The sequence below is a fragment of the Trichloromonas sp. genome (assembly GCF_034006665.1).
In the GTDB taxonomy this organism is placed as follows: domain Bacteria; phylum Desulfobacterota; class Desulfuromonadia; order Desulfuromonadales; family Trichloromonadaceae; genus Trichloromonas.
Genome location: NZ_JAVESI010000027.1, coordinates 1 through 21290 on the forward strand (window position 1 = coordinate 1; position 21290 = coordinate 21290).

Below are 21290 nucleotides of genomic sequence, written 5' to 3' on the forward strand. Positions count from 1 at the left end.
AAGATCGTCGCATGTAGCGGAACCCAGGAGGCCGTTTTTAGTTCACGCCACAATTCATGCCCCCGAATTCGCCCCTCAGAAAGGGGAAACCCGAGGTACGGGGGAAGAGCTCACGGATTCAGGTTGAGGTGAATATAGCAGTTGCCAAACCAGTTGCTGTTGAAACGCTAGATTGAATAGAACCAAGTGCCGGATTATCAACGGCAAATATTACTGTTTTCTGACCACTAAACAATTGGCCACTCGCATTGTACAATCGAACAGTAATTTCGGTCGCTTCATTTGTACCTACAACTGGAGCGACCGCCAACAACTCAATCGCCGATACAGTTTCCGTTGTCACTGGAGTGGCGCTACCGCCCCCTCCCCCGCCACTACCACAACCAAAAAACCCAAGAGCAAAAATGATAAGCGCATACCTGAACAAATTAGTCACAGCGAGTTCCTTTCGAGCAAAAAAATTTCGAACAACTATCTTACGATTCTCGGGGTAACAAAAATAAGCAGCTCTGAGCGAGATTTATCCAAAGTTGTACTTTTGAAGAGATTTCCGATAAAGGGTATATCTTTTAGATAAGGAATACCCTTTTCACCGTCACTTTCACTCTCGATATAAGCCCCACCAATGACTGTCGTTTCTCCGTCTTTCACCAATACTTTGGTCTCAGCGGATTTTGTATTAATAGGGGGGTTATCAGACGCTATCTGGAAATCCGGAGTATCATTGGTCGCTTTGATTTCCAGAATGATGGAATTGTCGGGGTTGATGACAGGCGTCACCTCAAGTGACAGGGCGGCTTCCTTCCATTCGATATTGGTACCCTGATCACTGACGGTTGAATAAGGAACCTGAGAACCTTGAGAAATCTTGGCGACTTCTCCATTCAAAGTGGTCACCCTCGGCCGAGAAATGATTTTAGCCTTACCGTCCAACTCCGACGCCGCCAATTTGATATCCAGCACGGTACTGTCCAAAGAGGTCCGACCAAAAGTCAGCGCTGACCCCAACCCACCCACGCCGGCAGTGGAACTGACATCGGGGGGAATAAGAAACCCCCCCCCGCCGGCGATGCTAAAATCGGTCAGACCGTCATAAGCCTCCTCGTCTTTATGTACAAGACCCCAGGCAACCCCCAAATCCCTTCCAAGATTGGCCGACGCCTCAACGATTCTGGCTTCGATCATCACTTGGCGTTCGGGGGTGTCGAGAATGACGATAAGTTTTTTCACCAAATCAATAACGCTGGGGATATCGGTGACAATTAACTGTTTATTACGGTTATCAATCGTGATTTTCCCACGTTCGGTCATCAATTCCTTGCAGGGAGCTTCAACATTTTTCAAATCGGTATAACTGACGGGAACAACTTCAGTGATCAGATCTTCGAGCTTTTCTTTGTTACGGGCGGCGGTGAACTTGGCCTCTTCCATGGACCGGATCTGATCCTTGGGCAGAACCCGCACCACGTTCCCTTTTTTGAGCATGCCGAGATTCTTGGTTTCCAGAATCAGATCAAGGGCCTGGTCCCAAGGGACATCGACAAGACGCAGGGTAACGGAACCCTTGACATCGTCGGACACGATGATGTTCAGATCACTCACCTCGGCGATCAGCTGAAAAATGTCGCGCAAATCCGCATCATCAAAGACCAACTGAATCCGCTCTCCGGTATAGACGTGTTCTTTTTCCAAGGGAAGAACGGGTTGCTCTTGCTCTTCGTCAAACCCGACGGGCGCGGCAACCGCTTGATTCGACGAAGCGGAAAGGTCAACCGGAACCGGCAAAGGAACCTGCGCCGGTGTCGCGGGCGCGGCAAAACCGCCGTCATCCAGCACCAGAACCAGTTTGTTCGGCTGTTGAAGTAACTGGTAAGAAACATCCCCTTTGAGTTCCACGGCAAAACGCACATCCTGTCGCTTACCGTTCATCACGGTATAGGGGGTGGCCCGCAACATGGCACTGGGAAAAGAATGGGAGTCAAAAGTCCGACGCAGCGCGCGGCTGATATGGGCGTTCTTGACATCAAAACGGATCAGGTTCCCTTCCTTGACCGCCGGTTCAATATCGGCAGGGCCGGAAAGATCGATGACCAGTTGAGACTTGCCCGCATCTTTGGCGAAATTGATGGCGGTGACATCCACCCGCCCCCCGGCACGAGAGGCCACCAATGGTGTGGGGACGGTGGAAGGGGCGGTTCCTCCATCCCAGGTCAGGACGATCTGGTCGGCCTGACGGGCAAGATGATAATTCGGCATGCCGGAAGATGCGGCATCAAAGACAAATCGGGTGCGATCCTGGTAAGTGCCGACCCGAACCTGGCTGAAACCATTCTGGGCGGCGAAAGCTCGCTCGCTGAAGGAAGGGCGTACGCCGTAAAGATCGACCACCAGGCGCGCCGGGTCGGCCAGGGTGAAATGAAGAAATTTCTCTACCCGTCCTTCCGTAACGAACACGGCACGACCGGGTTGCATATCCACACCGCTCACCAGCCAGGCCGTCGCCGAGGGAGTGGTAACCGGCTCGGGCGTTTCTGCCGCGGTTAGTGCCGAACTCTCCGCCTGCACGGGCTCGGCAGCCACCCGGGAACCGACCCCCCAGGCGGAAATGATCAGAACCAATATAAAGGACCACAGGATCCGTCGTCCGTTCGCCTGCATCATGACCTTGACATCCTTCATATCAGTTCGCTCCTTCCCGCTTAGGAAGTTGAATCTTCTGAAGATTTTCCCGAACTTCCCCGACGAAATCGTAATATTTCTCCCGCACCGAAATCCCCTCGCTATCAACACCAATCACCACACCGTTATTTCTGCCGACCTTGACCCCTTTTTTGAGAATGTAGGACTTGCCGCCGGGCGCGGTAACCATGGCCATCGGCTCACCCTTGCCGACGATCACCCCCATCAAACGCAATTCCCCCAGTTCGATCTGCTGCAAGGGGGTAAGAGGCTCGTTCGAGGTAGCTATCGGTTTTTTCGGTTCGATCAGGGGAACAAACGGATCACGCCGTCCGGCGGGATCGTAAGTAAAGACCGGCTCGGCAGCTTTTAACTCTTCTTCTTCAGAAACCGGCTTCGCGTCTGCTTTGGGCATGGGGGCCTCGACCTTCTTGCCGGGCGCCGCCTTCTGCGGAGGCGCGGGGGGAGTCTCCTGCCCACAGCCGGACGCCAGCAGTGCCAGCGCGATCATGCCGACCAGTCCAGTGGCGAACTTCATTTCTTGCCGCCTTTCCCGGTATTCTTACCCGCCTCGGCCGGTGTCCCCTCAATAAAGCGGAAGGTCGTGGCCAGGCAATTGACGGCCAGGAGGATCCGCCCCCCCTCGTCCTTGGGGCTCGCCAGGGTAAGGTTGTTGATATTGACGATGCGGGGCAGTTTGGCTACCGCATCGGAAAACAAGGCAACCTCGTGATAGGAGCCGACCATCTTCAGTTCCACCGGAACCTCGGCATAAAACCCCTTGGGCCGCTCCGCACCGGGCTTAAACATGGTGACATTCAGGCCGTTTTCCTTGGCGAGGGCGGTAATGCTCGTCAACAGATTTGGGATTTCTTTTTCATTGGGAAGTTCCGTCAAAGCGTCGTCGAGCAGAACCTTCATCTTTTCGTATTCCGCCTTGAATTTAGGTAGATTGTCGGCAATGCGCTGATCTTCCTGAATCTTGTTCTGCAGCGATGCGTCCTTCTGCCGAAGCCCGGACAATTCTTCACACAACGGCAGATACAAGAGATAGACGAAGAGTCCGGCGAACACCAACATCAACCCCACAAGAATCAAAATCCGCTGATAGAGGGGAAGTTTGAATATTTTTTCGAGCCGCGGATCCATAGCTTACCCTTTCATCGCTGGACAGGCTTGGCGGCCGAGGCTTCAACCTTGGCGACAACATTGAACTTGTTGACTCGAACACCCGACTGGTTCGCCTGCTCAATCACCTGAAGCTCGACATTTTTGTAATTGGGCGAAGCTTCGAGATTTTTCAGAAACTGCGCCACCATCTCTTCGTTGAATGCCAGACCACTGAGGGTAATCGCTCCGCCTGCTTCCTTGAAAGAGGTGAGCCAGAGCTTTTCACTGAGAGAAAGACTCAGTTGATCAAGCAGGTGGACCGGTCCACTCTTGGCCTGCTTAAGCTGATCGAGAACATTGAGTTTCCCCACCAGTTCATCTTTTTTCTTCTTGAACTCGGCCACTTCACCCAGAGTCTTCTTCAGCGACTGCAACCGCTGTTCCTTACGGGCAATCTCCGCCTTCATATCGTCGACCTGGTTCTGAAGAGAGGAGTAAACCACGCCGCAAGCACCGGCGGTGAAAATGAGTGCGAGCAGTAAGGCCAACAACTGGCCACGCATCTTGTCTTTTTTCTGGGAGGCCCGACTGGGCAAAAGATTGATATGAATCATTTGTCGCCCAACCTCCTCATGGCAAGCCCCATGGCGACGGAAAACAACGGTCCGATCGCTTGGATGTATTCCGGGTCAAAATCCTTGTCGCTGACCTTGATCATGCGGAAGGGATCGAGCAACTCGACGGGAATCCCCAGTTGCGAGCGAAGGTATTCCTGAATGTTCGGCGTTTTTGAAACGCCGCCGGTAATATAAAGCTTCTGTACTTTTTCATCGGAAGAGGTCGCCGAGAAAAAGTCGAAAGAACGCTGCACCTCTTGGGCAAGGCTCTCGGTGGCATCGTTGAGAACTTCCAGAACGGCACCGGGATCGACCTCTTCGTGTACTCCGCCGAGCTTTACCTCCTCGGCCTCCTCTCCGTTCAAACCCAGACGCTTCTGAATCTCTTCGTTATACATGTTACCGCCGACCTGGATGTCGCGGGTAAAGACCGACTTGCCGGCCTTAAGCACATTGACGTTCATGGCCGAAGCGCCCATGTTCACCAAGGCGACGATTTCGTCGTCCTCGAAACCGTAGTTGACCTCGAAAGCGTTTTCGATGGCAAAACAGTCGATGTCCATCACCACCGGGTTGAGGCCGCACTCCTTGAAGACCGCGACATGGTCGTTGACAAACTCTTTTTTAGCCGCGACCAGAATCACGTTCATCAACGCCGGATCCCGCGGGTCCGGCCCGAGGATCTGGAAATCCAGGTTGACCTCGGAAATTTCAAAGGGGATGTACTGCTCGGCCTCCCACTGGATCGAAGCTTCCATCTCCTCTTCGGTCATCACCGGCACCTGAATCTTGCGGATAATGACGGAATGCCCGGAGACCGAAGTCGCGACGTTTTTTGTCTTGACCTTGAGACTCTCCACCAGGTTGCGAACCACTCCGACCACCGCGCCGGAGTCCATGATGGCATTATCGACGATCGCCTCCGGCGGCAAAGGGGCAACCCCGAGGGTCTGCAACTCATATCCCCCTTTGAGCTGGTGTAGATGAACCAGCTTGACGGAACTCGATCCGATATCGATGCCGACGACATCTTTTTTGGCCCTGAATAGCATCTAAAGACCCTGACCCAGTTAGGTGACGAACAACCGATCACATGCCTTGCGCCAAGTTTTCAGCAAAACATGTACCAATTTTCATCATTCTTCAGGAAATATACGTTCCCGGTCAACGAGATCGAAGCCGAGGGCGTAGATGATCTTGCGCATCGTCGCCATCCGGCAAGATTCCCCCCGTTCGATACGATCAACGGTCAAGGGTGAAACACCGGCCTTGCGAGCCAGTTCAGCCTTGCTCATCAGCAGACTTTCACGGATTTCCTTGACACGATTGGACATGAACCCTAGCCATCCCAATGGTAAGTGAATTAAGGTAAATTATCTGTAATGTATAGGTAACTACGCTCCACAGTCAATACAATTCAACTTCAATAAATATCGAAAATCTTTCGGATTCTCACCATTTTTCCCTCACTCCACAAGATAATGAGGAAGTCCGGCGAATACGGCACCAGATCTGGTTAAAAAATTTCCCCTCACCCTACCTTGGGACGCTGTCGGCGACGACTCAGAGAAATCGCTGCAAGTACCAGTCGGCCAGGAATTCTCCCCAAAACAGCCAGATAACGGCGGCCGCCGCCAAAAAAGGGCCAAAGGGAATCGCCAGCTTGCCGTCGGATCCCTTGGCCAGCATCAACGGCACTCCGACCAGGGTTCCGAGAAGGGAAGAAACAAAAATAATCGGCAGTACCGCTTTCCAGCCGAGAAATGCCCCAAGCATGGCCAGGAGCTTGATGTCTCCTCCCCCCATCCCCTCTTTCTTGGTCAGGAATTCGTAACCAACGGCGACCAGGAAGAGGCTGCCCCCGCCCAACAGAATTCCGAGCAGAGAATCACTCCAGCTGACCCAGGGAAGAAGAAAAGAAGCACCGAAACCGATCACGATTCCCGGCAGACTGATGACGTCGGGGATGATCTGATGGTCGAGATCGATAAAGGTGATGGTAACGAGCAGCGCGATGAAAACCCAGAAGACGGGAGTCGCCCAGTGAATGCCGAAATCACGGAGAACCAGCACAAAAAGGAGGCCGGTCAGGGCTTCGACCAAGACATAGCGGGGGGAAATCCTCGTCCGACAATTAGCGCAACGCCCGCGCAGAAAAAGCCAGCTGAGGATGGGGATATTCTGATACCAGCGAATCAGGGAACCGCATCGGGGGCACCGGGAACGCGGAGAAACCACGGATTCACCGGCGGGAATGCGATAGATGCAGACATTGAGAAACGAACCGACCACCGCGCCGAAGACGAAGGCGAAACCGAGAAACAGATAATAGATCGGCGGCATGGGGATCTCCATCAGTCGAAAAATACCGAGGTGTTCTCCCGAAAAATCACCTCCAGCTCAGACAACATTTTCTTCATCTGCCCATAGGGAATACCGAGGCTCAAGGCTCCGGGAACTTGGGAGAGGCGAAGTTCGGTATCGGCTTGGACCTGCCCGATGCCGAGAGCACGGCAGAGACTGTCGGCAACATTCACCGTCGCCGCCAGGCGATAGGCCGCCGGGTAGACGCCCGGAGAAAAATCGAGGTGATCATGATGCAGGATCGCCTGAATGTAGGTGGGGTTGAACTGCCATTTTTCCAGAACGGCGGCGCTGATCATGGCATGCGGGAAATGAAACCATTCCTTCTCAAGGGACTCCGCATCCGCCTCACCGGCATCGACCAACGCCAGCAGTCGCTCATACTTAGAGGGATCGAAATCGTTCATCACCAACTTGCCGATATGCCGAAACAGCCCGGCAAGAAAAGCCTCTTCGGCATTACTGGAGGAAAAGGTCCGCGCAACCAGCTGGCCCCCCAGAGCGCAACCGACAGCATCCTCCCAAAGACGTTTATGAATCGGGCTGGGATCGCTGCCAAGGGATTTCAGGCTAACGGTTAAAACCAGGCTGCGCAAAGCTTCTTCCCCGAGAATCACCACCGCCCGCGAGAGCGTAGAGACTTCGTTGCGCACGCCATAGAAAGCGGAGTTGGCCATACTGAGCAACCGCCCGGCCAGAATGGGATCGCAAGCGATCAGTCCGGCCAGGGATTCCGCAGAGGAATCGGGAGATTGCAACATCTCGAGAACACGGGCGGCGACTGCCGGCATGGGCGGCAGATTGTACATCGCCTCGACGATTTCGCAGAGTTTATCGGTCACGGGATCCTCCCTCGAAAATTATCATCACATGGCATCTGATGATGCAATAAAGCTGCCATGCAAACTTTGCTCCCATCTGCACGATTGATCTTGTCGAAAAACAAAAATCTCTCTGTCGCCCCTTGATCTCAACCCGTAAACGAGGGTATTGTGTAAGAAAACGCTCACCGAAACGGCAGGCTCGCCCATGGCGGAAATCAGCGAAGCGACAACCTATTCGATCAATCCCTTGGCGGGATATCCCCGAAATTCCGCGACCGAAGAACCACAGGATTCATATGCGGCTTCCCGCCGGGAGGACGGAAGCGAATCCTCCGAGAATTCCCCCTCTTCGGCCAAAGACAAGGTCACCATCAGCCGCGAAGCGCAACAAATTCTGCAACTGGCCCGCATCGACCGGCAGGTACGTGCCCATGAAGCGGCCCACTCCGCCGCCGGCGGACAATACGCCGGGGCCCCGAGTTACAGCTACAAACAGGGTCCGGACGGCAAACGCTACGCGGTAGCCGGGGAAGTCCCCATCGATGTTTCGCCGGTCTCCGGCGATCCGGAAGCGAGCATCCAGAAGGCACGGGTGGTACGCGCCGCCGCCCTCGCCCCCGCCGACCCCTCTCCCCAGGATCGACAGGTAGCGGCCGCCGCCACACGCATGGAAATGAAAGCTCAATCCGAGTTACAGGCCCTGCGACGGGAAGAGGTCTCCCAGAAGCCGAAGAGCATCCGAAGCCGGGAGTAAGGGAACGAGCAACCCTCTACCCTCCAGGAGTCTTCCGAACAGAATCCGCCGTCCACCGCCACCCGCTCTATCCGTCTCTACGCCTGACCTCTTTTTTTACTGAAAAACCAGCCTGTCCGGATTTTCCCGAACAGGCTGTCTGTGTTTTCTCAGAACCGGAGTTTCGGCTCCGGCGGCTCGATCTCCCCAGGGAATTGCGTGAAGGGATAGGGGCGCTCATTTTCATTGAGTGTCAAGTAGCGGATAACCCGATAGGAATAGTCCGCTACCCGAGATCCGAATGTACGTAGCGGCTCGCAGGAAGTGCCGACCACCAGCAGATAGAGGTACTGCCCCAGAACCGTCACCTGCACGATGAGCCGCAGGATCTCGAAGACGAGAAGAAAGAGAAAAGCGTAAAGCAGACGCAACAGAATTTTCAGGCGTCCCACGCCGGCGACCGCCGCAACGGCCTCGGGTTCCTCGCTCGCAATCGCGCTGGAGGCCGGGATGAACCAGCGCCCCTGCTCCTTGCGGGCGTGGGGAATTCCCCCCTCACGCAGCAGTTTGCGCAAAGGTTCACCGGGATTCTGCCCGTCGTCCAGTAAAAAACCGGCGTCATTCAGAAGCCGGGCGGCTTCCGCGACCGCCAATCCCTCCAGGTCATGCTCGCGCAGATAGTCGTCGATAAATCTGATGATTTCGTGCGAATCCGTCATGTTGCCCTCCCAGAAAAATATGATATGCCGGCGAAACGGCCGGGACAGCATACCTTTCCCCGTTAGTTTTTTCAAACAGAGAGCGGCGCGGATCGGCAAAAAGCGGGCATCTACCCCTGCTCGTTCCAGGGACGGCCGTAGCGATTCCGGGCCACACGGTCGAAATGCAGGGACTCACGGGGATGGGCAGCCTGCTCCTCGGCGGGGTAGCCGATCCCGATAATCGCCTCGACCTGGAAGGATTCGGGCAGATCAAGAAGTTTCAGCAGATAGTCGTTGGCGCCAAGAGCGGCATCGTGACGACGTTGGCGAATCTGCACCCAGCAGCTTCCCAGCCCCAGGGAGGCGGCGGTCAGATGAAGGATGACCGAGGCGATGGAGCAGTCTTCGATCCAGACATCGGAGAGGGAGGGGTCGGCGCAGACGACGATGGCCAAGGGAGCTTCGGCAAGAAAGGCGGAACCGTGCTCCTTGGCGGCGGCCAACTGTTTCAGCAGCGCCGGATCATCGACGACGACGAAATGCCAGGGATCGAACCCCCGGGAGGAAGGAGAACGGAGCATCGCCTCCACTAATTGCACGGTCGCTTCCGGAGGCACCGGTGTCGTTTGAAACTTGCGGATACTGCGGCGTTGCCGCAACAGGTCGAGAAGCATTGTCACCTCACTTGAAGAGTAATTCTTAACATCCGAGCCTCTTGCAAAAGCTTATGCAGTTTTTTGAATACAGATAACTAGACGACAAAAAAGTTGAGCTTCAGGGGCAACAGTCTGATATTATTAGGTTACGACGCCAAATAATAATCAGGAGATGCCCATGAAGCTCAAGGAAAAAATATCATGGTTGATGGGAACAGTACAGCAAAGTTTGTTCCCTTATCTTGATGAATGCTTGCCCGGTCCAATGACAGAACCGGAGAAGCATTTGGTCAAGATCCTTGAGCTGGTCCAAATTGAAAAGTATGTGCCGGTCAGTGCCAAGCGACAATGGCTAGGACGGCGGTTGAAAGAGCGGGAAGCTCTTGCCAGAGCGTTTATTGCTAAGTCCGCTCTGCGCTATCAGCACACCAGTTCTTTGCGCCACGCCCTGCTGAGCACCCCGAATCTGCGGATGATCTGCGGGTTCAGCAAGAGACAGGATGTTCCTTCGGAAGCGACCTTTTCCCGGGCCTTTGCCGAATATGCTAAGGCCAGCTTGGGGACCGTGATTCACGATGCTTTGGTGAGGGAACATCTCAGCACGGAACTGATTGGCCACGTCAGCCGGGACTCGACGGCCATCACCGGACGGGAGAAACCCACGAAGAAGATCAAGGCTCCCAAGGTTGCCAAGAAAAAGGGACGGCCGACAAAAGGAGAGAACCGGCCGCCTGCCGAGCCGAAGCGGCTTGATGTTCAACGCACCCAAACGGCGCAGGAGGCCATCGCCAAACTGCCCAAGGTCTGCGATCGTGGCGTCAAGAAAAACGCCAAGGGGTATACGGAGACCTGGAACGGATTCAAGCTGCATTTGGATGTAAGCGACTGTGGCCTCCCCTTAAGTGCGGTATTGACGTCCGCTTCGGTGCATGACAGCCAAGTGGCGATTCCGTTGATGAAACTGACCAGCAGCAAGGTCACCTCCTGTTACGACTTGATGGATGCAGCCTACGACGCAGCTCAGATCTGGGAACAGAGCAGAGAGCTTGGGCATGTTCCGATTATCGATCGAAACCCTCGCGGCCACGAGATCGTTCCGATGGCCCCGCATGAAGCGGTTCGTTACAATGAACGGACGGTAGCCGAGCGGTGCAATGGCCGTTTCAAGGACGAATTCGGTGGCCGCTGTGTTCAGGTTCGCGGAGCCGACAAGGTGATGATGCATCTGATGTTCGGCATCATTGCCCTGTTTGCCGATCAGTTACTCAAAGTCACTGGTTGCTGATTGCCAAAAACCAAGAAAAGGGTCAATAAGGGAGCAGTCCGCCCGAAGTCGGGGAAAATGCCTTCGCAGGATGCCCTCTGTTGGTTGCTTTTACAAAAATAAGGTGGAATCAACCCTTGGCGGAAGCTTGTTGTCGCCAGGCCAACACTTTTGCAAGAGGCTCATCCTGTTCATTCGATAATTTTTGCCCGGATAACAGCCCCGCGCACACCCTGTTGAACGGCTCGATCGCTCAACGGACCAATCCCGGTCTTCACTCGTACCCCCCGACCCGGAGCCAGGGTTCCGGAAAGATCGAAGGTCGCCTGGCGTCGTCTCCCCCCGGCATCGGCATACTGTACCTGATAGCGAATGGCGGTCACCGGCAGGCCGGTGGGATTGGAGATCTCCGCAATCAGATAACCCGCGGCGTCGCGCCCCAGACGCAGTTTCAGATATTTTTGGGGGTTGTCCGCCAGATCAAGGCGCGCCAGGGAACCGGCGGCGGATTTTCCTTCGGGGGAGTTGGAGCCGGCGGCGGCAGCGAAATATTGTTTGGCCTTGTTCCGATCCCCTTGGGCCAGGGTCATTTCTCCCAGGAAATTGAGGGCCGTCGCCGTCGGCAGCAGTTTCACGCTCTTTTCCAGGTCGGCCCGGGCGGCATCCGGCCGACCCAGCTTCTCCCGCGCCAAGCCACGCTTGGCGTAAAAATGAAAATAGTCACTGTTACGTGCCAGAGCGTCATTATAACTGGCCTCCGCTTCCCGATAGCGCCCCTGGGCATACTGGGCATCACCGCGCAGAGCATGAAACAGCCCTTCCCGGGGCTCGATCGCCAGGGCCTTCTCGGCCAGGGCCAGCGCTTGGGCCGGCTGCTTTTTTTTCAGGGCCTCGCGGCCCTGGTCATGAGCGGAGTAGGCCTCGCGGCTTTTAAGCAGGCCGGCGATCTTTTGCCGGTAACGCTCCGTGCCGCGATCGCCGCCGGGGGGAAACTCCTTCAAGGCTTCACGGTTGGCCCGCACCCGCTCCATCGACGGCGGATGACTGGAGAAAAGACCGGAGAGCCAATCCGGGTTGCGCCCCTCGGAAAGCCGCACGAAGGTTTCCTGCAACTCGACCGCGGCCTGGGTGTCGTAACCGGCTTTATACATATATTTCATGCCGTAATAGTCGGCTTCCCGCTCGGCGTCGCGACTGTACTTCTGAGTGATCAGCTGACTCGCCGCCGCCGCGCCCCCCACCGCGAGATTGGCGAACTCGCTGTTGGCCGAGGCGATCTGGGTGGCAAGCATCACCCCCTGAAGCAGCATGCCACGCTCCATCCCTTGGGTGCTATGGCGGGCCGCCGCGTGAACGATCTCATGCCCGAGCACTGCCGCCAGCTCCGCCTCGCTTTTCAGTTCGACCAAGAGCCCGCGATTGATGGCGATTTTCCCTCCCGGCAACGCCCAGGCGTTGGGAGTTGAATCGTTGATGACCGTGAACTCGTAGGGCAAACCCCGATCGCTCACCGCCGCCAGGCGCTTGCCGACACCAGCGACATAGGCGGAAAGAGCCGGATCAACGGTGTAATCCCCCCCCTGCATCTGCCGGCTCGGAGCGTACTGTTCAGCGCCGAGGTTGATTTCGGTCGATTCGGGAACCAGCCGCAATTCTTTCTTGCCGGTCACCGGATTAACGGCGCAACCGGAGAGCACCGCCAAAACAATCGTTACAACAATTAAATATCTGGTCATCGTCCCTTCCCTCCTGTCGCAACCAGAGAATCACATGTTCTTGCGGCCTTGTTATCACAGCCGAGGGGGGATTTCAAGGAGAGGAAACCACAGAGGGATCAGAGCGTCCTGCGAATCGGGCAAGTTTATCGGGGAGGACGATGGAGGACGTTTATCCCCGGCTAAGAGGCCGTGGGCAGGGGTTTTCACGAAAGCTCGGTTGTGCCTAGCTTGCGAAAGCGGTACGCTCTTCGCCGAACTCAACGGAGAAGAGCGCCATGATCGACGCGGCGGGAGCCGTGTCGAGACTACCCGTCGGCTCATCCGCCAGAATCAGCGGCGGCCGGTTGACCAGGATGCGGGCGATGGCCACCCGCTCCTGCTCGCCGCTGGAGAGTTCCCCGGAGAAAAGGCCGGCACGGGCCTTCAGGCCGATCAGTTCCAGCACCTGCAGAACCCGCTCCCGTTTCTCCCCTGTGGTCAGCTTCTTCACCGCCAGCGGCAGTATGACATTTTCCAAGGCGGTCAGGTAAGAAACCAGATTAAAGTGAAGATTTAAGCGAGTTTTCAGGTGGAAACATCTTTCTCCAAAACCTAACGCCAGACATTATTTACTCGTAAGTACTCAAGAACTCTACCCATTAAGCTATTTATTGATGAATAGCGCTCTTGAGGGGTCGACAAAATCTCTGCCTCTGATTGGATGTATTCACCATCAACGAGTTCATCTCTGCAATTCTCGACAATTGCTTGTGCGGATAATGGTGTAGTTTCCAAGTGGAACTGCAACCCGATTACATTTCTGCCAATTTGGAAAGCTTGATTTTCACAACCTTTACTTTTTGCTATTTGAACAGCGCCCTTTGGCAGGCTGAAAGTTTCACCATGCCAGTGAAACACTTCAGTTTCTTGTGGGAACTGAAATACGGAGATTTCAGATTCAACTCCTTCAATTTGGAACCAACCAATTTCTTTCACTGAATTTGGAAAGACTTTACCTCCCATTGACTTAGCAATGAGTTGGGCACCTAAACAAATACCAAGAACGGGCTTTCCTGATTCAACAGTGTTTCTGATAAATTCATTTTCATTTACTAACCAAGGGTATTCTTGTTCATCGTTGACGCTCATCGGGCCCCCCATAACAACAAGGAAATCAATGTCTTCTATTTCAGGGAGAGCATTAGAACGAAAGAATTGTGTGTTTGATATTTCATAACCTGCGTTTTGAAGCCAGAGTTCGATACTGCCTAAGCCTTCAAACGGTACATGCTGTAAGTAATGAGCACGCATTTCGAATCTTCCTTTTATGACTAACACTATCTAGACGGACCCGGATAAAATCCCCGGCAAGGTCCGGCGAGGGGCAAGCTTCCGTCAGGCTCCGAGCAGACGCCGTTGCAGAAGGGCCTGCATGTCCCGGCGTCCGTCGACAATCAGGAGAATATAGACGTTGTTTTCGACAATACGGTAAATGATGCGATAGGGCTTGAAGAAGATTTCGCGGTACTCGCGAATGCCTAAGGCCAGCAGTTCTTTCGGATAGGCGCCGCGTTCCGGGGATTCGCTCAGGCCGGCGAGGGCGACTTCGATCCGAGCCAAAACATAATTCGCTTTTTCCGGAAGATCGTGCCGGGCGATATAGTCGTAGAGGTCACCGAGGTCTCCCGCCGCGTCATCGGTCAACAACACCGCGAAAGCCATCAGGGCGACTCAGGCCGTTCGCGCAGGCGGGCGACGACTTCGGCTAAGGGCCGCACCCGCCCCCCCTCGATCTGGCGGTTGCCAAGCGCCAGGATTTTCAGCATGGCCATCGTTTCCTGGGTCTGTTCATAACTTTCAATATCCTGGATGACGACCTTGGCCTCACCGTTCTGGGTGATGACCAGCGGCTCCCGCCGTTCGCCGAGGTTGCGAACGATTTCAGCGGCGTTGGCTTTCAAATAACTGATCGGCTTAATCCGGCTGGACAACTTCATGGCGCGCCTCCTTTCGACAAGACCAAATATAGACCATAAAAGATCCGATAGCAATCAAACGAGCGACTTCAATTTCCGCCAACCTTTTCTAATCCCTCCCCCGCCGCCAACAGCCGGGCGATTTCCTCGGGCATTTTCGGGCGGCCCCGTTCGTTGAGAGCGGTGCCGATGACTTTTCCCGAAAGGACAAGTTTGAGATCCGGTTCGCGGTAGATGTCCTGCATAAAGGCGAAACGCACCGGCGAGATGCGTTCCAGACGGGTACCGACCCAGAAACGGTCGCCGCTGGTGAGCGAGGCTTTGTAGTCGAGTTCAGCGCGAACCACCACCAGATTGATGCCGCGCCGGGTCAGTTCGGCGAAGTCAATGCCCAGGGTCTTGAGGAATTCGTGCCGGGCATGTTCGAGGTAATGCTGATAGATCGCGTTGTTCACCACCCCCTGCATGTCGCATTCATAGTCCCGGACTTGAAACTCCAGCCGTGCTGTATATTTTTTCATGACATTTCCTCTTTGCCCATACGCTATGCATAATAATTATATACAACCAATTTCAAAACAACTTCATAACGTTTCCGAGTGTTTATATTATTTTTGCCGTGATTTAATTAAAGTAAAATAAAAAAAGAACGTATATTTATTCAATACACTCTACCCCTCCCCTGCTCCGCCAATATATTGCTTTCAAAAATTTTTCCTCAATGATATCATTGTGTTATGTATTTTTATGGAAAAATTTCCAAGACTGGCATGCTCCTCGCTACATATGAAAGACAAAAGCAAAACAAACGGTATCCCGATAACCATAGAACCTAAGAGGAGGACATCATGAAAGCCATCGCCCGCATCGCCGCAGCCACCGCCGTCCTGTCATCCGTCGCCACTTCCGCCCTCGCCGCCTCCGGCAACGCCAACGGCAGCGGCATCCTGATCTGGGTTTTCCTCGGCTTCTGTGGTGTCATTATCGCCGCCCAACTGATCCCGGCCCTGCTGGTGATGTTCGGCATCGTCAAGGGGGTCATGGCTCCCCGCGAGGAAACCGCTGAACAGACCCACAAGTAATCCGCATCGATCTTAGACTCTACGCACCCAACGATTCTTCATAGAGGAGGACATCATGAAAGCCATCGCCCGCATCGCCGTCGCCACCGCTATCCTGTCATCCGTCGCCACTTCCGCTTTCGCCGCTTCCGGCGCCGCTTCCGGCGGAGGCTTGCTGATCTGGTTGTTCCTCGGCTTTCTCGGCCTGATCGTCGCCACCCAACTGGTCCCGGCTCTAATGCTGCTGGTCGGTATCGTCCAGGGCGTGACGGGCACCGACGTGGTATCGCACGTCAGCAAATAAAACCAAAATCCGATGGTTCGATACGAAAAAGCCGAAGCGAAAACTTCGGCTTTTTCGTTAAGCTGCGGTCGGGATCAGGGGTAGACCCGGGCGAGAAATTCGGCAACGCAGGCCGGTTTCTCCTCTTCTTCGATCTCGACGGTAATCCGGTAGGTGATCTGCACCGCCTCGCCGATCGGCTCGATGGCGGCAAGCACCGTGCGGGCGCGAATGCGGGCATTCACCCGCACCGGCGCGGGAAAACGGACTTTGTTGGTGCCGTAATTGACGCGCATGCGCATCCCGGGATAGTTCTTCTGAAAGAAATCGGGATGATTGCTCTCGGTAAGGTACGGGAGGAGCGAGAGGGTCAGATAGCCGTGAGCAATAGTCGTACCATAGGGAGATTCCTTGGCGGCGCGCTCGGGGTCGGTGTGGATCCATTGGATGTCGCCGGTCACCTCGGCGAACCGGTCGATCCGTTCCTGGGTAATGGTCAGCCAGGGTCCGACGTGAATTTCCTCCCCCAGTCGCAGTTGCAGAAAGGTCAGCAGTTCATCGGCAGCCATCTCTCCTCCTTCTCCGGGGCATCCCCCAGTGAGTAATTCGTAATCAATCAGCTAATTGAACCCCATAACTCCCCCTAACCCCCTCTTAGCTTAAGAGGGGGAATGAAAACTCCTCCCCTTAGGCTAAGGGGAGGTCGGGAGGGGTTATTTCACCGGCAGTCCCCCATAGCAGTTAAACAGTTACTATAAATTTAGGATTTTCCCAGCAATCGCTCCGCCAGATGCTCCGCCTCGGCCGTCACCTCCGGACGTTTCGCCACATCGCCGCGATGATAGACATCAACGATGCGTAGCGGGTAGGTTTCGGCGAAACCGGTCCAGTAAAAAAGATCGCGATAACGGGGAAGAATGTCGGCAAACCACTCGGGATCACGGTGCCCCTGGGTGAGGATGAAGACCAGCGGCTTGCGCCGGGGAAAACGGCTGGGATGATCGGCGGCAATGTAGCCGGGGACAAGAAAAGCGTAGGTACGGTCGATAAAGGCCTTGAGCTGAGCCGAAACGTCCCCGTAGTAGACGGGCGAGGCCAGCACCAGCAGATCGGCGGCGAAGACGGCATCAAGCACCGGCGCCAGATCGTCATGCAGCACGCAGATCTCGGTCAAAGTCTTGCAGCCGTCGCAGGCCTGGCAGCCCCGGAAATGGAGATCGTTCAGATAAACCCGCTCGATTTCAGCCCCAAGTTGCCGCGCCCGGCACAGAAACGATTCGGCGACGGCGATACTGTTACCATCCTTGCGGGGACTGCCGAAAAGGGCGACAATTTTCATGGTTCACTCCTCACTCCTCACCGCCTTTCAGAAACTCCACCACCTGCCGTAGCGCCTGGCCGCGATGGCTGATGCGGTTTTTCACTTCCAACGGCAGCTCGGCCATGGTCTTGCCGTATTCCCGCACAAGAAAGAGCGGATCGTAACCGAAACCGCCCTCCCCTCGGGCACCATCGAGAATCAGCCCCTCGACCCGGCCGTGAAAGACGTGCGTTTCCGTGTCAGGGCGGGCCAGGGCCATGGCGCAGTGAAAAGCCCCTTGGCGTTCCTTGTCCGGCACACCGGCTAGGGCCGCCAGCAGTTTGCGGTTGTTGTCGGCATCCGTCGCCCCGGCCCCGGCGTAGCGGGCCGAATAGACTCCGGGGGCGCCGTCCAGGGCTGCCACCGCCAGTCCGGAATCGTCAGCCAGGGTCGCCACCCCAGTCAGGCGGCAGACCGTTTCCGCTTTCTTCACGGCATTTTCGGCGAAGGTCGCGCCATCCTCCTCGACCTCGGGAAGATCGGGGAAGGCGTCGAGACCTTTGACCGCGATTCCGAGATCGCCAAGCAGTCGGCGGATTTCCTTGAGTTTCCCACCATTGCGGGTAGCGACCAGCAGTTCCATCTCCTACCCCTCCAAGACCGTTTGCTGCAAACGGGCCAGTTCGCCACAACCGGAGAGGGCGAGATCGCGCAGAGCGTCAAGTTCGGCCAGGGAGAAAGGCGCTTCCTCGGCCGTCCCCTGGACCTCAACGAAGAGGCCGGAACCGGTGATGACGAAGTTCATATCGACGGCGGCACGGAAATCTTCGTCGTAATTGAGATCGAGCAGCGGCAAGCCGTCGACGATGCCGACGCTCACCGCCGCCACGCTTTCGCGGATCGGCGAGGCCGCCAGCAGCCCCTTGGCCACCAGACCGTTGACGGCGTCGACCAGAGCGACGTAGGCGCCGGTAATGGAGGCGGTGCGGGTACCGCCGTCGGCCTGAAGAACGTCGCAGTCGATCTGGATGGTGCGCTCGCCAAGGGCTTCGAGATCGACCACCGCCCGCAGGGAACGGCCGATGAGGCGCTGGATTTCGTGGGTGCGGCCGCCAATTTTGCCCTTGGTCGCTTCCCGCGGGCTGCGGCTGTGAGTGGCGCGGGGGAGCATGGCGTACTCGGCGGTGACCCAGCCGCGCCCTTCGCCACGCATGAAGGGAGGTACTTTCTCTTCGACACTGGCATTGCACAACACCCGGGTCTCGCCGAAGCAGACCAGCACCGAGCCTTCGGCGTAACGGGTGAAATTGCGAGTGAATTGGATTGAACGCAGGGCGTCGGAACGGCGCCCGTCAAGGCGGGCGTGGCTTCCATCGGACATCAAAAAAGTCTCCTATCGGCTTTCGACAAAGGTTTTCAGCCCCTCAAAAAGGGCTTGAATGAGACGGGCCTGGTCTTCGGGGCGGGTAAGGCGCGCGAGATCACCGGCATTGGTGAGGTAGCCCAGTTCGAGGAGGACAGTGGGCAGATCCCCGCGCCCCAGGGGGAGCAGAGGGGCCGGGAGAATCCCGGCGACGTTGAAACCGGCATGGGTCAGGGCGTCGCGCAGAGCCTCGGCCAGACGCATGCTTCCACCCCCCGCCGCCGGTTGGGAACCGCCGCGGCTTTCCTCGCGAGGACGAACAAAAAGATAGATGCCGTTGGTTTCGGGGTGGACGGCGGCCTGGGCATGAAGTTGCAGCAGGGCGGCGACGCCGGCTTCACCGACCGGCGCCAGGCGCTGTTCGAGAGTCAGGGCATAATCGCTGTCCCGGGTCAGGCGCACCCGATCGAGACCGAGTTTCATCTTGATCTGTTTTTCCAGTAGTCGGGCGATTTCCAGGACCACATCCTTTTCCGTGGCGCCGTTCAGACCGACGGAGCCGGGATCGTCGCCGCCATGCCCAGGATCAATGACCACCGTGTTTGCCGGAGCGGCCGGAGCAATTCCCTTCTTTTCCATGAGCCTGGCGAAAAACTGGTCGAGGGAGTCGACTTCAGAAGAGGGCGGCGGTTCCTGGGGATCGAGATCGCGGTAGGTAACGGTCAATCCCAGCAGAGCCGGCAGATATTCCCGCACAAAGCTCTCGTCAACCCGCAACCGGCCGTCGATGAAGCGCGGCGCCTGAGGCAACGTCATCACCTGGGAACCGAGGCGGATACTGGAATTGCCCGGAACCACAGCAATCTTGCCGTAGGGGGTAGAGATCTGGTAGAGCCGGGCGGCGGAATCCCACTCGCCTTTTAGATCAAGTGCCGGCAGCACGTCATCCAGAGCGAGAAAGACCGATCCCTGGTGATAATAGACCTCTTCGATAATCACCGGCGTCCGGTTGACCAGGGTCAGTTCAACCCTGGCTAAAGCCCAGTCCTCCCCCAACAGAAAAAGAGCTGTCACTAGAAGCAAAAAACGCCACATAAAATCCACCTCGCAGCAAAAGCGCCGTTTATACCGCGCCCATTTCCCCCTGTCAATGTCGACTCACACCAGCCGATCGCCCCGGCCCGACGGCAACCCGAGAGCATCGAGGAGGCGCCGGGTCAAGGTGCGTTCCAACCTCCTCAAGGATGCCGGATCCCCCTCCAGAGGGCGGATCTGCCCTCCCGCGACCATGCCATGGCCACCGCCACTGCCCAACTCGCCGATGACCCGCTTCATCAGTTCTCCCGACTTGAGATCCTGGCGAAGGGTGCGAAAGGAAACGATCCCCATGCCTTGGGCATAGCCGATGCCGAAGGCGTATTTGATGCCGTCGACGCGCAGCAGAAAATCCGTCATTTCCGCCACCATATCGGGGTTGTCGATGGCAAAGAGATTGAAAACGAGGAGGGAACCGTAGGTACGGGCATTGCGGATTGCCCGGCTGTAGGCGGCGAAGTACTCCCGGGGCACTTCGGGATGGGTGATGTCGAAAAGAATCCGGTTGTTGGCCAGCGGCAGCAGCCGCAGATAGGCCTCGCGGTCGGCCTGGGACCATTCGCGACCGAGATCCTGGGTTTCGGACTTGATCGCATAAAAGAGAATCGTCGCCAAGCGGGTGTTGATAGTGACTCCCTGGGCCGTCAGATATTCGAAGAGGATGGTCGCCGAAGCCCCGTACCCGTCACGAATATCGACCCAGCGGCTCTGCCCGCATTGTCCCCAGGGAGGGTGATGGTCGATGACGAGATGTACCGGCCGCGTCAAAGGGAAGGAGTTGTTGCCGGTCCCCGGTTGGGTATCGACCATGCAGACCACTTGAAAATGGTCGAGGTCGAGGCTCTCGATGGGTTCGATGGGGATTTCCAGCTTCTGCACCATCATCCGGTTTTCTCCCCGGCCGATGATGCCGCCGTGAGTCAGGGTCGCCTGCTGCCCGGTCTTCACCAGAATCAGGTGCTGCAGGGCCATGGCCGCCGCCAGGGAATCGGGATCGGGATTGTCGTGGGCGACAATCAGGATATTCCCCTTGCCGCGCATCCACTCGATGAAACGACCGGAGAAATCGCGGGAATGGTCGAGGTTCAGGGGCATGATCAGACTCCTAGGGGGTTACGCCCCGCCAACAGGTCTAGAACCCTGCGCACCGCCTCTTCCGGGGTGTCGACCCGAGTCATGCCGGGGATGTCCTGCCAACTGCGTAGGGAAACCACCGGCTTGCCGAGTTTGAGGGCCACGGCGATCTCGGAGAGGGTGCCGTACTCCCCTTCGATGGCGATGAGCGCCTGAGCGGTATGGGCGATGACGATGTTGCGGGCATGGCCGAGGTTGGTGACGATCGGCAGGCCGACCCAAGGATTGGCCTGACCGGCCACGGCACCGGGAAGGATACCCACCGCCAGGCCGCCGGCCTCGGTACAGCCCCGGCAGGCGCCCTCCATGACCCCACCGAGGCCGCCGCAGACCAAAGTCGCCCCGGCCTCGGCCAGAAGTCGTCCAACCTCCCACGCCGCAGCATAGGCGACATCGCTCGCCCGCCCCGCCCCAATGACCCCAATCACCGCCC

At 56.5% G+C, this 21290-nt stretch carries 28 protein-coding genes; 4 read left to right on the forward strand and 24 right to left on the reverse strand.

The genetic code is table 11. The features are described 5' to 3' along the window. Positions 1–118: 118 nt before the first annotated feature. From RBR25_RS10985 to RBR25_RS11025, 9 genes are all read right to left on the reverse strand, one after another. Positions 119–436, reverse strand: coding sequence for a hypothetical protein (locus RBR25_RS10985; protein ID WP_432819597.1), 318 nt, complete (start codon positions 434–436; stop codon positions 119–121). Between the two features lie 35 nt (positions 437–471). Continuing rightward, entirely contained in the window at positions 472–2679 is a 2208-nt protein-coding gene (gene pilQ, locus RBR25_RS10990) for a type IV pilus secretin PilQ (protein WP_432819598.1), read from the reverse strand. 1 nt (position 2680) lies between these two features. Then, the gene (locus RBR25_RS10995; RefSeq protein WP_432819599.1) at positions 2681–3217 is read right to left on the reverse strand and encodes a pilus assembly protein PilP; all 537 of its coding nucleotides are present in this window, start codon (positions 3215–3217) and stop codon (positions 2681–2683) included. Next, positions 3214–3828 carry a type 4a pilus biogenesis protein PilO gene (locus RBR25_RS11000; RefSeq protein ID WP_432819600.1) on the reverse strand — a complete coding sequence of 205 codons (615 nt, stop codon included), beginning with the start codon at positions 3826–3828 and terminating at the stop codon, positions 3214–3216. The genes RBR25_RS10995 and RBR25_RS11000 overlap by 4 nt, the downstream gene beginning before the upstream one ends. A gap of 11 nt (positions 3829–3839) precedes the next feature. After that, on the reverse strand, positions 3840–4403 hold the full coding sequence (locus tag RBR25_RS11005) for a PilN domain-containing protein (RefSeq protein WP_432819601.1): 564 nt from the start codon (positions 4401–4403) through the stop codon (positions 3840–3842). Continuing rightward, the gene (pilM, locus tag RBR25_RS11010; protein WP_432819602.1) at positions 4400–5458 is read right to left on the reverse strand and encodes a type IV pilus biogenesis protein PilM; all 1059 of its coding nucleotides are present in this window, start codon (positions 5456–5458) and stop codon (positions 4400–4402) included. The genes RBR25_RS11005 and pilM overlap by 4 nt, the downstream gene beginning before the upstream one ends. Before the next feature lie 84 nt (positions 5459–5542). Continuing rightward, complete coding sequence (locus RBR25_RS11015) at positions 5543–5740, reverse strand: helix-turn-helix transcriptional regulator (RefSeq protein ID WP_432819603.1); 198 nt, start codon at positions 5738–5740, stop codon at positions 5543–5545. Between the two features lie 229 nt (positions 5741–5969). Continuing rightward, positions 5970–6749 carry a prepilin peptidase gene (locus RBR25_RS11020; RefSeq protein ID WP_432819604.1) on the reverse strand — a complete coding sequence of 260 codons (780 nt, stop codon included), beginning with the start codon at positions 6747–6749 and terminating at the stop codon, positions 5970–5972. An 11-nt stretch (positions 6750–6760) separates the two neighbouring features. Beyond that, positions 6761–7612: an HDOD domain-containing protein gene (locus RBR25_RS11025; RefSeq protein ID WP_432819605.1), complete on the reverse strand. Its 852-nt coding sequence runs from the start codon at positions 7610–7612 to the stop codon at positions 6761–6763. Positions 7613–7799: 187 nt separating this feature from the next. On the opposite strand from RBR25_RS11025, the gene RBR25_RS11030 reads away from it, so the two are divergent. Further along, positions 7800–8348, forward strand: a complete 549-nt coding sequence (locus RBR25_RS11030) for a putative metalloprotease CJM1_0395 family protein (protein ID WP_432819606.1) — start codon at positions 7800–7802, stop codon at positions 8346–8348. 149 nt (positions 8349–8497) lie between these two features. Here the strand turns inward: RBR25_RS11030 and RBR25_RS11035 are convergent, their stop codons facing one another. After that, a complete protein-coding gene (locus RBR25_RS11035; RefSeq protein WP_432819607.1) occupies positions 8498–9046 on the reverse strand; it encodes a DUF4389 domain-containing protein in 549 nt (182 codons plus the stop codon). A 110-nt stretch (positions 9047–9156) separates the two neighbouring features. Further along, positions 9157–9702 (reverse strand): nitroreductase family protein, encoded by a 546-nt coding sequence (locus RBR25_RS11040; RefSeq protein WP_432819608.1) that lies wholly within the window; start codon positions 9700–9702, stop codon positions 9157–9159. Positions 9703–9862: 160 nt separating this feature from the next. On the opposite strand from RBR25_RS11040, the gene RBR25_RS11045 reads away from it, so the two are divergent. Next, positions 9863–10969, forward strand: coding sequence for a transposase (locus RBR25_RS11045; RefSeq protein WP_432818877.1), 1107 nt, complete (start codon positions 9863–9865; stop codon positions 10967–10969). Positions 10970–11139: 170 nt separating this feature from the next. On the opposite strand, the gene RBR25_RS11050 is transcribed toward RBR25_RS11045, so the two are convergent. The 6 genes from RBR25_RS11050 to RBR25_RS11075 all read right to left on the reverse strand — a co-directional run bounded on the left by RBR25_RS11050 (position 11140) and on the right by RBR25_RS11075 (position 15142). Then, entirely contained in the window at positions 11140–12684 is a 1545-nt protein-coding gene (locus RBR25_RS11050; RefSeq protein WP_432819609.1) for a M48 family metalloprotease, read from the reverse strand. Positions 12685–12889: 205 nt separating this feature from the next. Then, positions 12890–13267: an ATP-binding cassette domain-containing protein gene (locus RBR25_RS11055; RefSeq protein WP_432819644.1), complete on the reverse strand. Its 378-nt coding sequence runs from the start codon at positions 13265–13267 to the stop codon at positions 12890–12892. Then, positions 13258–13956 (reverse strand): type 1 glutamine amidotransferase, encoded by a 699-nt coding sequence (locus RBR25_RS11060; protein ID WP_432819610.1) that lies wholly within the window; start codon positions 13954–13956, stop codon positions 13258–13260. Before RBR25_RS11060 ends, RBR25_RS11055 begins: the two co-directional genes overlap by 10 nt. Positions 13957–14040: 84 nt before the next feature. Further along, positions 14041–14367 carry a type II toxin-antitoxin system RelE/ParE family toxin gene (locus RBR25_RS11065; RefSeq protein WP_432819611.1) on the reverse strand — a complete coding sequence of 109 codons (327 nt, stop codon included), beginning with the start codon at positions 14365–14367 and terminating at the stop codon, positions 14041–14043. After that, the gene (locus RBR25_RS11070; protein ID WP_432819612.1) at positions 14367–14642 is read right to left on the reverse strand and encodes a type II toxin-antitoxin system Phd/YefM family antitoxin; all 276 of its coding nucleotides are present in this window, start codon (positions 14640–14642) and stop codon (positions 14367–14369) included. The genes RBR25_RS11065 and RBR25_RS11070 overlap by 1 nt, the downstream gene beginning before the upstream one ends. A gap of 68 nt (positions 14643–14710) precedes the next feature. Next, positions 14711–15142, reverse strand: a complete 432-nt coding sequence (locus RBR25_RS11075; protein WP_432819613.1) for an acyl-CoA thioesterase — start codon at positions 15140–15142, stop codon at positions 14711–14713. A 327-nt stretch (positions 15143–15469) separates the two neighbouring features. On the opposite strand from RBR25_RS11075, the gene RBR25_RS11080 reads away from it, so the two are divergent. Beyond that, positions 15470–15703, forward strand: a complete 234-nt coding sequence (locus RBR25_RS11080; RefSeq protein WP_432819614.1) for a hypothetical protein — start codon at positions 15470–15472, stop codon at positions 15701–15703. Between the two features lie 55 nt (positions 15704–15758). After that, entirely contained in the window at positions 15759–15986 is a 228-nt protein-coding gene (locus RBR25_RS11085) for a hypothetical protein (RefSeq protein ID WP_432819615.1), read from the forward strand. Positions 15987–16060: 74 nt separating this feature from the next. Here the strand turns inward: RBR25_RS11085 and RBR25_RS11090 are convergent, their stop codons facing one another. From RBR25_RS11090 to RBR25_RS11120, 7 genes are all read right to left on the reverse strand, one after another. Then, positions 16061–16534 carry a MaoC family dehydratase gene (locus RBR25_RS11090; protein WP_432819616.1) on the reverse strand — a complete coding sequence of 158 codons (474 nt, stop codon included), beginning with the start codon at positions 16532–16534 and terminating at the stop codon, positions 16061–16063. Between the two features lie 191 nt (positions 16535–16725). Next, the gene (locus RBR25_RS11095; RefSeq protein WP_432819617.1) at positions 16726–17304 is read right to left on the reverse strand and encodes a flavodoxin family protein; all 579 of its coding nucleotides are present in this window, start codon (positions 17302–17304) and stop codon (positions 16726–16728) included. A gap of 10 nt (positions 17305–17314) precedes the next feature. Continuing rightward, positions 17315–17908, reverse strand: a complete 594-nt coding sequence (locus RBR25_RS11100) for an XTP/dITP diphosphatase (RefSeq protein ID WP_432819618.1) — start codon at positions 17906–17908, stop codon at positions 17315–17317. A 3-nt stretch (positions 17909–17911) separates the two neighbouring features. Continuing rightward, on the reverse strand, positions 17912–18646 hold the full coding sequence (gene rph, locus RBR25_RS11105) for a ribonuclease PH (RefSeq protein ID WP_432819619.1): 735 nt from the start codon (positions 18644–18646) through the stop codon (positions 17912–17914). 12 nt (positions 18647–18658) lie between these two features. After that, positions 18659–19723, reverse strand: coding sequence for an N-acetylmuramoyl-L-alanine amidase (locus tag RBR25_RS11110; RefSeq protein ID WP_432819620.1), 1065 nt, complete (start codon positions 19721–19723; stop codon positions 18659–18661). 63 nt (positions 19724–19786) lie between these two features. Next, positions 19787–20818, reverse strand: a complete 1032-nt coding sequence (locus RBR25_RS11115) for a DHH family phosphoesterase (RefSeq protein ID WP_432819621.1) — start codon at positions 20816–20818, stop codon at positions 19787–19789. Positions 20819–20820: 2 nt separating this feature from the next. Then, complete coding sequence (locus tag RBR25_RS11120) at positions 20821–21285, reverse strand: TIGR00725 family protein (RefSeq protein WP_432819622.1); 465 nt, start codon at positions 21283–21285, stop codon at positions 20821–20823. Between the last annotated feature and the right edge of the window lie 5 nt (positions 21286–21290).